The sequence below is a fragment of the Segniliparus sp. genome, from assembly GCF_051660745.1.
Lineage (GTDB): Bacteria > Actinomycetota > Actinomycetes > Mycobacteriales > Mycobacteriaceae > Segniliparus.
Genome location: NZ_JBOFQF010000047.1, coordinates 79,388 through 90,612, shown reverse-complemented (window position 1 = coordinate 90,612; position 11,225 = coordinate 79,388). Strand labels below are relative to the sequence as shown.

Sequence of the window (11,225 nt, the reverse complement as noted above, 5' to 3'; positions counted from 1 at the left end):
GCCCCGGCGGATATCCGCCGGGGCACAGCTCTTTTTCACGTTCTCGCTCGGCGCCTCAGCTCGGCGCCCATGTCACTCGGCCCGCAGCGCGGCCTGCCAGGCCCGGGTGAACGCCGCGCGCAGCTGCTCGCGGTGCGTGAGCACCGCGGTGGTGGCTCCTGCGAGCACGCCGAGCCCGAGCGCCGAGGGGATGCCGATCCGGACCGCCTTGCGCGCGGTGCGGTAGTCGCGGATCTCCCAGCCTCGGATGCGGGCGATCTCGCGCAGCTCCGGATCCGGGTTGATCGCGACGGCTGTGCCGACGAGCGAGAGCATCGGCACGTCGTTGCGGCTGTCCGAGTACGCCGTGCAGCGCTTGAGGTTCAGCCCTTCCCGCGCGGCGAGCGCCCGCACCGCGTGCGCCTTCCCGAGGCCGTGGAGGAGGTCCCCGACCAGCCTGCCGGTGAAGACCCCGTCCTGGCTCTCGGCGACCGTGCCGAGCGCCCCGGTGAGGCCGAGCCGGTTCGCGATAGTCTGCGCCAGCTCCGCCGGGGTCGCGGTGACGAGCCAGACCTGCTGCCCGGCGTCGAGGTGCATCTGGGCGAGCGCGCGCGTGCCGGGCCAGATCTTCCCGGCGATCACCTCGTCGTAGATCTCCTCGCCGAGCCTGCGCAGCTCTTCGGTCGAGCGCCCTTCGATGAAGGAGAGCGCGCGCTGCTTGCCCCGCTTGGCGTCCTCGGAGCTCTCTTTGCCCGTGATGCGGAATTTCAACTGTATGAACACGAAGCCGAGCAGGTCTCGGGCGCTGAAGTAGTCCCTCGCCACGAGCCCCCTGGCGAAGTGGATGATCGAGGCGCCCTGCACCAACGTGTTGTCAACGTCGAAGAAGGCGGCGGCGGTGAGGTCGGGCTGGACTTCCTCGGGCTCTTTTTCGCCCTCGTCCAATTCGAGCGACTCGAGCTCCTGCGCGGCCCGCGCCTCGTCCTCGACCTGTTGGGCGCGCAAGGTCTCATGCGCCATCTCCGCGGCAGCTTCGCCTGCGAGGCTCTGTCGATCTTGGGGCACGCGCGCGCCTCCTTTCTCGCCTCTAGCCTACTTGCGTCGCGCCAGAATTCCGAAGAGGCAGGCCACGAATCTTGTTTCAAAGGGTAGCCTACCCTAATTAAGCAGGTCACGACATGAAAACTCACACCGGACGACTTGGAGAACACGCGATGTTGGGATTACCTTAGAAGGAGCTGGCAGTCGCAGGCCGCCAGATCGCACTCGACAAGGAGGCCGGATTTGATCGCGCCGAGCTTGGCCGCGCAGGGCAGTTGTGCCGGTGGGGCCTTATGAGCTTGCTCGTCCTTGGCGTGTCCCACAGGACCGCGCCGCTTCCCGTGCTCGAAAAAGTCGTCGTCGCCGAGTCCGAGCAGCCGAAGCTGCTCGCCCAGATCATCGGTGAGGGCCACGTCGCCGAGGCGCTGGTGCTCTCGACCTGCAACCGGATCGAGGTCTGGGCGGTCGTCGAGGCCTTCCACGCGGGCGTGGCCCGGATCGGGGAGGCCCTGGCGCGGCACACCGGCGTGGGGGAGCGCGAGCTCACCGAGCACTGCTACGTCCACTACGGCAAAGCCGCCGTGCAGCATGTGTTCTCCGTCGCGGCCAGCTTGGACTCGATGGTGGTGGGGGAGCAGCAGATCCTCGGGCAAGTCCGCTCCGCGTACTCGACCGCGACGGCGACGGGGACTGTCGGGGCGAGCCTGCACGGGCTCGTCCAGCAAGCGCTCCGGACCGGCAAGGCGGCCCAGAGCCAGACTTCCGTGGCGAAGGCAGGCCCTTCCATGGTCTCCAGGGCGCTCGACAAGGTCGAGACGCACCTGGCCTCGGGCTGGGCCGGAGCCAAAGTGGGGATCGTCGGAGCCGGAGCGATCGGCTCGTTGGTGGTCGCGGACCTCAAGGGACGAGCGCCGGAACTGGCCGAGGTCGTGACGCTGAGCAGGACCCAGGAGAGCGCCCGGAGGCTGGCCGAGACCGCCCGCGCGGGCGGCTTGTCCGCGCGATCGGCGGCGATGTCCGACCTGGCCGGGCTCCTTCCCTCGTTCGACGTCCTCGTGACCTGCGCGGGAGCCGCCGGTTCGCTGCTCGTCGCGGAAGACTTCGAAGACGCAGGATTCGGCCGCAGGGTCCAAGGCGATGAGATGCCAGGCGCACCGAGCCGTGGTGTACGGGAAGACGAAGTGGTACACGAGGCGAGGAGTAACGCCGCAGATCGCGGCTTGGGCCTGCGGCAGCTCGTGGTGTGCGACCTCTCCGTGCCGCGCGACGTCGATCCGGCTGTCGCCGACCTGCCCGGCGTCCGGGTGGTCGACACGCAGTCGTTGTCGGAGGACAACGAGGAGGCCTTGGACCGCGAAGCCTTGGCCGAGGTGGAGTCCCTTGTCGCCAAGGAGGTCGCGGCGTACCTGCAGGGCCAGCTCCAGCAGTCCGTCGTGCCGACGGTCGCAGCTTTGCGGCAGCGGGCCGACGAGGTCGTCGTCGACGAGCTGCTCCGCCTCGAGTCCAAACTGCCGAGCCTGGACTCCGCGCAGCGGGCCGAGGTGACCAAGACCGTGCGACGCGTGGTGGACAAGCTGCTGCACACGCCGACGACGCGGGTCAAAGAGCTGGCGGGCGACGGCGACGGCGGCAAATACGCCGAGGCGCTGCGCGAGCTGTTCGGGCTCGCGCCCGGATCGGTCACCGCTGTCACGGGAAGCATCCCGCACGAGCCTGGCGAGCGGGACAGCTTGCCGGAAGGACGCCAGGGGCAAAGCCGTTGATCCGGGTCGGCACACGGGGGAGCCTGCTCGCCACGACGCAGGCGGCCACCGTGCGCGACGCTTTGCGAGGCCTCGGCGAAGAGGCGGAGCTTGTGATTGTGAACACAATCGGCGACAAGGTTTCCGGCCCCATCGTCGAAATCGGAGTCGGAGTCTTCACGTCGGCGCTCCGCGACGCCCTCCTCGCGGACGAGATCGACATCGCCGTGCACTCCCTCAAGGACTTGCCGACCGCGCAAGACCCGAGGTTTTCGCTGGTGGCAGTGCCGGAGCGCAAAGATCCCCGCGACGTGCTCGTGAGCCGGTCCGGTTTCCCGCTGGCGGAACTGCCTCCCGGATCCAGCGTGGGCACCGGAGCGCCCCGGCGCGTCGCGCAACTGCGCCTCGCACGTGCGGACTTGGAAATTCAGCCGATACGAGGCAATCTAGATAGCAGGATGCGTAAGGTTGCCACAGCAGAGTGCGACGCCATTGTCGTGGCGCGAGCGGGCCTTTTGCGGCTCGGACGAGCGCAAGAGGCGACTGAGGTTTTGGATCCGGCGGTCATGCTGCCCGCTCCAGGCCAAGGAGCTCTCGCCGTTGAGTGCCGCGCCGATGCGGCAGCCTCCCTCGTTGAGATTCTCGCGAAGCTCGACCACGAGCATAGCCGAGTCGTTTCGGCGGCTGAGCGGGCGGTCCTCGCAGACCTCAACGCGGGGTGCTCCGGCCCGGTCGGAGCGCTCGCCCGGATCGACGCGCAGACGCTTCGCGTCGAGGCCGCGGTGTGCGCGATCGACGGGTCGCGCGTGATCCGGGAAGAAGCAGAAGCTCACCTGGTGGGCCCTGAGCTGTTGAGCGAAAGCCACGCGGTCGCCCTCGGCCGCCGCGTGGCCGAATCGTTGCGTTCCATGGGCGCCATGGAACTCGTTGGAGCCGTGCAGGGCGAACCCGGCCTGTCGTGACTGGAGAATCGTGATGGAGAAGAAGAAAACCGCGGGACGGGTCGTCTTCGTCGGCGCCGGGCCAGGCGATCCGGGCCTGCTCGCGTGGCGAGCCCGCGAGACCCTGCTCGACGCCTCCGTGGCTCTGGTGGACCCGGCGGTCCCGCAGGACATCCTCTCGCTGATCGGAAGCCGGGCGGCCGTGGCGACCGAGGGCCAAAACGCCGCCAAGCCGGAACCGCACGTGACGGTCCTGCCCCAGGAGATCGACCCGTCTGACATCGTGAAAATGCTCCTCAACGAGGCGAAGAACGGCAACGACGTCGTCCGTGTCGTCGCAGGCGACCCCGGCTCGCGCGAGGACGTGGTCACCGAGCTCTTGGCCATCGCCCGGTCCCAGGCCCCGATGGACGTCATCCCGGGGGTCTCGGCGACCGCCGCCGCCCCGCTCTACGCAGGCATCCCGCTCGGCTCGATCCACACCGAGGCGGACTTGCGCGGCGATGTGGACTGGAGCGCGCTCGCCGGAGCGCCCGGCTCGCTCGTGCTGAGCCTGACCGCCAAGCAGCTCGCCTCGACCGGCGCGGCGCTGATCGACCAGGGCCTGCCGCCGAACACCCCGGTCGCCATCACCTCGGCGGGCACCACCCGCACGCAGAAGACGCTCGAGTCCACCCTCTCCGGGCTGTCCCAGATGGGCGCCGAGCTGCCGGACCCCCTCGTGCTCACCGTCGGCAGGGTCGTCGGCCAGCGCTCGAAGCTCAACTGGTGGGAGAGCCGGGCGCTGTTCAGCTGGTCCGTGCTCGTGCCGCGCACGAAGGACCAGGCGGGCGAGATGTGCGAGCGGCTCGTCTCGCACGGCGCCATCCCCGTCGAGGTGCCGACCATCGCGGTGGAGCCCGCGCGCAGCCCCGCGCAGATGGAACGCGCGGTGAAGGGCCTGGTGGACGGCCGGTACCAGTGGGTGGTGTTCACCTCCACCAACGCCGTGCGCGCGGTCTGGGAGAAGTTCAACGAGTTCGGCCTCGACGCCCGTGCGTTCTCCGGCGTGAAGATCGCCTGCGTCGGCCCCGCGACCGCCAAGCGCGTGCGCGAGTTCGGCATCGAGCCCGAGCTCGTGCCCGAGGGCGAGCAGTCCTCGCTCGGCCTCCTCGACGAGTTCCCGCCGTACGACGAAGTCTTCGACCCGGTGAACCGGGTGCTCCTGCCTCGCGCGGACATCGCGACCGAGACGTTGGCGGCGGGCTTGCGCGACGGCGGCTGGGAAGTCGACGACGTGACCGCGTACCGCACCGTGCGGGCGGCGCCGCCGCCCGCGGACATCCGCGAGATGATCAAGACCGGCGGTTTCGACGCGGTCTGCTTCACCTCGTCCTCCACGGTCCGCAACCTCGTCGGGATCGCGGGCAAGCCGCACGCCCGCACGATCATCGCGTGCATCGGGCCCAAGACCGTGGAGACGGCGCAGGAATTCGGCCTTCGCGTGGACGTGCAGCCGGACGTCGCCTCGGCCCCGGCCCTCGTGGACGCGCTCGCCGAGCACGCCGCCAGGCTCCGGGCAGAGGGCGCGCTGCCGCCGCCGCGCAAGCGGTCGAGGCGCAGCAGCAGCCGATGAGCGGGCAGCCGGTCCGGCCGAGGCGCTCGCGCGCCACGCCCGCCCTGCGCAGGCTCGTGGCCGAAACCCGGCTCAGCCCGGCGCAGCTGGTGCTGCCGATGTTCGTCGCCGACGGCACAGGCGAGCCCAGGCCGATCGCCTCGATGCCCGGCGTCGTGCAGCACACCCGCGACAGCCTGCGCAAGGCCGCAGACGAGGCAGTGCGCGCGGGCGTGGGCGGGCTCATGCTTTTCGGCGTCCCGAAGCCCGAGGACAAAGACGGCTCGGGGTCGGCCGGAGTCGATCCCGCAGGAATCTTGAACCGCGCGCTCGCCGACCTCAAGGCCGATCTCGGCGACTCGACGGTCCTCATGGCGGACACCTGCCTCGACGAGTTCACCGACCACGGCCACTGCGGGGTGCTCGGGGTCGACGGCTCCGGCCGGACAGTGGTCGACAACGACGCCACCCTCGCGCAGTACACCGCGATGGCCGTGGCGCAGGCTGCCGCTGGCGCGCATGTCGTGTCGCCGAGCGGCATGATGGACGGGCAGGTCGCCGCGATCCGCGCCGCGCTGGACGAGGCGGGGCGCGACGACGTGCTGGTCCTCGCCTACGCCGCGAAGTACGCCTCGGCCTTCTACGGGCCGTTCCGCGACGCGGTCGGCAGCTCGCTGGACGGCGACCGCCGCGCCTACCAGCTCGACCCCGCCAACCGCCGCGAAGGGCTGCGCGAGGCCCGGCTCGACGTCGCGGAGGGCGCGGACTTCGTCATGGTCAAACCGGCGATGAGCTATTTGGACATTCTCCGAGAGGTCGCCGACTCCTCCCCGGTGCCGGTGTTCGCCTACCAGATCTCGGGCGAGTACTCGATGATCGTCGCGGCGGCCGAGCGCGGCTGGATCGACGGGGAAGCCGCAGCGCTCGAATCCGTCACGAGCATCGTCCGCGCAGGGGCGGACAACGTGCTCACCTACTTCGCGACGGAACTGGCCCGCCGTCTCCGCTGACGCTTCCCGCTCTGGGGAACATCGCGCTCGCGCACAAGAACGGCGTGCTCCGATGCGTTAGGATCGCCGGGTGACCCGCAAAGCCGCTGTCCTCGGATCGCCGATCGAGCATTCGCTCTCGCCAGTGCTGCACTTGGCCGCGTATCAGGCGCTCGGCCTCGACGATTGGACGTACGAGCGGATCGAGTGCGTCGCGGCGGAGCTGCCCGGCCTCGTCGCGGGGCTCTCCCAGGAGTGGGCAGGCCTGTCCGTCACCGCGCCGGACAAACTCGCGGCGTTGGCGTTCGCGGACACCCGCACCGAGCTCGCCGAGGCGGTCGGCTCGGCGAACACGCTCGTGCGCACCAAAGACGGCTGGCTCGCGGACTGCACGGATGTGGACGGCGCGTACGGGGCCATCGAGGAGCTCGACATCGATCCAGGCGGCAAGCCCGCCGTCGTGGTCGGCTCGGGCGGCACGAGCCTGCCTGTCGTGGCCGCGTTCGCCCGCGCGGGCCTGCGCGAGGCCGTGGTGGTCTCCCGCGACGAGAAGCGCGCGTATCCGGCGCTCCGGCTCGCGAAGAGCCTCGGCCTGAAACCGCGCTGGGTCGATCTGCACAGCTCTTACCTCGGCAAGGTCGCGGCCTCGGCAGAAGTGCTGGTGAACACGGTCCCCGCAGATTCTGTCGCGCCGTGGGCCCCTGCGCTGGCGCACGCCCCCGCTGTGCTCGACGTGGTCTACGACCCGTGGCCGACGACGCTCGCCAGGCTGGCGCACGAACGCGGCGCGCGCGTGGTCGGCGGCCAGTCGATGCTGCTGCACCAGGCGTTCCGGCAGGTCGAATGGTTCACCGGCCAGCAGGCGCCGCGAGACGTGATGCGCCAGGCGCTCGAAGCCGCGCTCGCCGAACGAAGCCCCTGAACTGCGCCTGCCAGCCCTTTGCCAGACGGGCAGACTCGCGGAGCTACGAGGTCGGAGCCGCCGTTGGCGCGGGCGAGGCCGGAGATGCGGACGCGCCGACGTCGGGGACGCTGGACGAGACCGGCGGCCCGTTCGCAGGCTCGGCTGACGGGAAGACTTTGGTCTGCTTGTCGTCGAGGATGAAGCCGTGGTCCACCTGGTAGCAGGCGGTGAGCTTCCCGTCGACGCCGCAGGTCACTCCCCGCCACGAGATCTTGGTGCGGTTCGGCAGGAGGGTCGGAGCGTCCTCGAGCTCCGGCGCGGGCTGGTTGTTCACCACGTTGCCGCGCACATGGTTCGCCCCGGCGGGAGCGCCGTGCAGCGCCCCCCAGCACTCGTAGCTGAACGCGTCGACGTTCAGGAAGCAGGTGAGGCCGCTCGGGGTGAGGAATTGCAGATGCAGCGACTGCGCGTCGTCACCGCCCACGAGGTAGTCGTTCCAGGTCACCGAGTCGAACGCGTCGATGTTCGGGAAGTCCGGCGGAGCAGCCTGCGCGGCGGGGGAGCCGAGGACGGCGGTCGCGAGCAGGGCGAGGGGCACAGCCCCCCGCGAAGAGGCAGAGATCAAGCGCACGAGGTCAGCATAGCGGTCTTCTCCGGCTGCCGCGCGGGGCCCGCGCCTTCTAGCCCTCCTCGGGCTCGAGGCGCAAGCTGATCGAGTTGATGCAGTAGCGCAGATCGGTCGGCGTGTCATAGCCCTCGCCCCCGAAGACGTGCCCGAGATGGCTCTCGCAGTTGGCGCAGAGCACTTCGACGCGGCGCATGCCGAGGCTGCTGTCCTCCCGCTCGATCACGGCCTCTTTCGCGAGCGGCGTGAAGAAGGACGGCCATCCGCAATGCGAGTCGAACTTCGCCGCGCTGCGGAACAGCTCGGACCCGCAGGCCCGGCACGAGTAGACGCCGACTGTCTTCGCCTCGGTGTACTCGCCGACGAACGGCCGCTCGGTGCCCGCCCGCCGGAGCACCTGGTACTCGTCGGGGGAGAGGCGCTCGCGCCACTGGGCCTCGCTGAGGGCCTGCGCCTCGGCGCTCGACAGCTTGGGCTGCTGCGCCGGGCTCCGGCGCGCCGCCTCAGCCGCCGGCTGGCTGTCTTTCTGGCTCATGCGCCAATGGTAATGGCTTCTCCCCGTCTTTGTGCGGCTTCGCGAGCCACAACGCGGCGAAGACGCCGACGACGAGGACCGTCCAGCCGAACGTGAATTTGAGGTACTCCGCGTCCCGGCCCTTGGGGTACAAGAAGACCAGCAGGTCGCGGGGCGGATGCTCGTGGTGCAGCGGCTGGTTGAACTCCCAGAAGTCCAAGGACATGCAGCCGTACAGGCCGAGCCACGGCGCCCACGACCGCATGGGGGAGCCCGCCCGGACCACCGAGAGCGCCAGCGGGATGAGGAAGAGGGAGTAGTAGCCCTGGCCGAGCGAGGCGAGCACGAACGTCGCCACGAGCGCGAGGCCCGCCGTCGACGCGGCCCACAGCACGAGGTCGCTGCGGCGGAACCGCTGATAGAGCCACCACAGGCTGATCAGGACGAGCGCTCCGAGCACGGCGCGCAAGAGCAAGAGCAGCCAGGGGGCGACCCCGTAGTACGTGCCGACGCCCTGGATCGCGCTGTTGTAGTAGTCCCTCGGCTTGCCGAGATAGGGGAGGATGTCCGTGTAGAACTTCCCGCCGTCCACCGAGTACAGCTGGCCGATCACGAGCAGCACGGCGGGCACCGCCGCCGCCGTGGCGAACGTCTTCCACCAGCGCAGCAAAAGCGGGATGAGCAGCAGCGGGGCGAGGATCGGCTTCACCGCGAACGTCAGGCCAAGCACCGAGCCCGCGAGCCAGGGCCGCTCATGCTTCACGCAGAGCAGGAAGATCGCCTCGGCGAGGAAGACGAACCCGTTGACGTTCGTGAACGTGAGGGTGTTGGTGGCCGACTCGGTGAGGAACACGGCGGCGAGCGTCGCCGGGGTCGCGAACGAGCGCAGCGGCAGGTCGAAGTACTTCAGCAGGAGCAGGCACGCGCCGACGATCGCGGCGGACGTGCCCGCGATGAAGATGAGCCGCGCGGTGATCGGGTCGAAATGCGTGATCGGGCAGAGCAGCAGCGTGCCGCTCGGCGGATACAGGTAATGCGGCTCGACCTGGTCGAGGTTCTGCGTGTAGACCGGCCGGTGGTTCAAGAAGGCCAGCCCGGCCTGATAGACCGGGTTGAAGTCGTCGGTGATGTGCTCGTTGACGGCGAGGATCATCGTTCGGTGCAGCACGGACATCACTGCGATCGGCCAAAGGGCCGCGTTCAGCGCCTTCGCGCCCGCAGAGTTCAGCCACTGGGGATAGGACACCTGCGCACCTTACTCAACCGGGGACCGCGCGGGCAAGGCGACGGGCTGGGACCCGCTAAGCCGGGCAGAAGAGCTCGGGCGCCTCCAACATCCCCGAGTTCAAGTACTTTTCCGCCGTGTCGTCCGCGCAGCGGGAGCGCAAGAGCGGGGAGTAGCCCACGCCCTCCCATGTCACGATGCTCAGCTTGGCGTTCGCGAGGCCGACGAGGGCCTTGATCGGGCCGGGGTCGAACGACCCGACGACGGGGTTGGTCTTCGTGAACGTCGCGAGGACCGGGACCGCGAACGATTTCGGCCCTTCGAGCGCCTGCTCGGTCGGCCAGCCGGAGCAGGCCAAAAGCGATTTGGCGACCACGCCGCCGACCATCGGGTACTTGTCCTTCGCGCTCCACGCCTGGGCGAGCTCTTTGGCCCGCTCCGGGGTGGGCTGGTTGCGCTGGTCGTTGCACCCGGCGATGAGCTGGCCGTCGGTGAACCGCGAGGACAGCGTGTCGCCGATGTGGCTGTCGAGGCTGTCCGGGGCGCCCAGCTGGTCTGCGAGCTCGGTGATCGCGGCGGGCTGGCCTTCGGGGTCGAGGGCGAGCACGGTCGCGATGTGCTCGACGAGCAGGCTCTTGGAAACCCGCCCGAGGCGGCCCGAGCCAGCGTCGTCGAGCAGCTCGGCGAGTTTCGCCTCGGGGTCCGGCCCGAGGGAGCAGCGCAACGCCTTGCACTGGGCGGCGAAGGCGCGCAACGAGGCCTCGAGCCCCGCGGCGCGTTGTTCCCCGACGACTTCCGCCTCCGAGGCGTACGGGGGCGGCGAGTCCAGCACGACACGGGCGACCCGGTCCGGGTGGTCGTGGGCGTAGGTGAGCGCCACCGACGCCCCGTTCCCGACCCCGATCAGCGCGAGACGGTCCACCTGCCAGGCCGAGCGCAACGCCTCGATGTCCTCCTCCGAATGGCGCAAGTCGAAGAAGCCAGGCTCCATGGAGAGGTACTGCGGGCAGTCGCCGATGTACTGCCGGGCTTTGTCCGCGAGCAGGCCGAACGTGTCCGCGCCCGAGCTTTGGAACTGCATCTGGTCGACGATCGAGCGACGGGCCGAGACGCCGAGCGGGCCGCAGTTGGCGGCGGGCGAGCTGTTGAGCCCGCGCCGGTCGACCGCGACGATCGGGTGCTCGGTGAGCGGCGAGGACGACGAGGAGGAGGCGAACTCGGCGAGGTAGCGCGTGGACGGGACGTCCGACCCGGTGGTGAGGACGACCGGCGCGGCTTCGGGCTTGGTCGAGGGGGTGCGCAGCCGCGCGAGCGAGAGCGTGATGACGGTTCCCCGGCGTTCCTTCGGCTGGACGGGCAGCGTCGCGCATTCGAGGACGACGCCCTCCGGAGGAGATTGGAGATTGCCGCTCGAGAGGAGTTGGCGGGCGCAGTCATGCCAATGCAACTCGGTCTTCGGCGAGGCGAAAACGGGGATCTGCGGCCCGCCGGGGCCCTTCGCGTCCCCGGGCTTCTGCTGGTTGTACACCGGCAGTTTCGTCCCACCGAGCGGGTCGAAGCCGCATCCTGCGCAGGCGGGCGCCAGCGTCAAGGCAGCCACGGCCACCGCGAGTCGTTTCCACATGACAGCCCAGCTTACCCGTGCGAACCAGTGTGAACTCGACCTCATAC

The 11,225-nt window shown here is 69.8% G+C and carries 10 protein-coding genes; 5 read left to right on the top strand and 5 right to left on the bottom strand.

Features of this window, described 5'->3' with window-relative positions; translation table 11 throughout:
- Nucleotides 1–72 precede the first annotated feature (72 nt).
- Nucleotides 73–999, bottom strand: a complete 927-nt coding sequence (locus tag ACRC20_RS17785) for an HAD family hydrolase (RefSeq protein ID WP_438687732.1) — start codon at nt 997–999, stop codon at nt 73–75.
- Nucleotides 1,000–1,313: 314 nt separating this feature from the next.
- Here ACRC20_RS17785 and ACRC20_RS17780 point away from each other — a divergent pair, with 314 nt between their 5' ends.
- From ACRC20_RS17780 to ACRC20_RS17760, 5 genes are all read left to right on the top strand, one after another.
- Nucleotides 1,314–2,783 carry a glutamyl-tRNA reductase gene (locus ACRC20_RS17780; RefSeq protein ID WP_438687728.1) on the top strand — a complete coding sequence of 490 codons (1,470 nt, stop codon included), beginning with the start codon at nt 1,314–1,316 and terminating at the stop codon, nt 2,781–2,783.
- Nucleotides 2,780–3,724 (top strand): hydroxymethylbilane synthase, encoded by a 945-nt coding sequence (gene hemC / locus ACRC20_RS17775; protein WP_438687727.1) that lies wholly within the window; start codon nt 2,780–2,782, stop codon nt 3,722–3,724. The genes ACRC20_RS17780 and hemC overlap by 4 nt, the downstream gene beginning before the upstream one ends.
- 7 nt (nt 3,725–3,731) lie before the next feature.
- Nucleotides 3,732–5,318, top strand: a complete 1,587-nt coding sequence (locus ACRC20_RS17770; RefSeq protein WP_438687731.1) for a uroporphyrinogen-III synthase — start codon at nt 3,732–3,734, stop codon at nt 5,316–5,318.
- Complete coding sequence (gene hemB, locus ACRC20_RS17765; protein WP_438687726.1) at nt 5,315–6,307, top strand: porphobilinogen synthase; 993 nt, start codon at nt 5,315–5,317, stop codon at nt 6,305–6,307. The genes ACRC20_RS17770 and hemB overlap by 4 nt, the downstream gene beginning before the upstream one ends.
- A 70-nt stretch (nt 6,308–6,377) precedes the next feature.
- Entirely contained in the window at nt 6,378–7,208 is an 831-nt protein-coding gene (locus ACRC20_RS17760) for a shikimate dehydrogenase (RefSeq protein WP_438687725.1), read from the top strand.
- 43 nt (nt 7,209–7,251) lie between these two features.
- Here the strand turns inward: ACRC20_RS17760 and ACRC20_RS17755 are convergent, their stop codons facing one another.
- Genes ACRC20_RS17755 through ACRC20_RS17740 form a run of 4 tightly spaced genes read right to left on the bottom strand, consistent with a single transcriptional unit; the run spans nt 7,252 to nt 11,178 of the window.
- A complete protein-coding gene (locus tag ACRC20_RS17755) occupies nt 7,252–7,821 on the bottom strand; it encodes a translation initiation factor 2 (RefSeq protein ID WP_438687724.1) in 570 nt (189 codons plus the stop codon).
- 49 nt (nt 7,822–7,870) lie between these two features.
- The gene (gene msrB, locus ACRC20_RS17750) at nt 7,871–8,350 is read right to left on the bottom strand and encodes a peptide-methionine (R)-S-oxide reductase MsrB (RefSeq protein WP_438687723.1); all 480 of its coding nucleotides are present in this window, start codon (nt 8,348–8,350) and stop codon (nt 7,871–7,873) included.
- Nucleotides 8,319–9,575, bottom strand: coding sequence for a glycosyltransferase family 87 protein (locus ACRC20_RS17745; RefSeq protein WP_438687722.1), 1,257 nt, complete (start codon nt 9,573–9,575; stop codon nt 8,319–8,321). Before ACRC20_RS17745 ends, msrB begins: the two co-directional genes overlap by 32 nt.
- A 55-nt stretch (nt 9,576–9,630) precedes the next feature.
- Complete coding sequence (locus ACRC20_RS17740) at nt 9,631–11,178, bottom strand: alpha/beta hydrolase (protein WP_438687721.1); 1,548 nt, start codon at nt 11,176–11,178, stop codon at nt 9,631–9,633.
- Between the last annotated feature and the right edge of the window lie 47 nt (nt 11,179–11,225).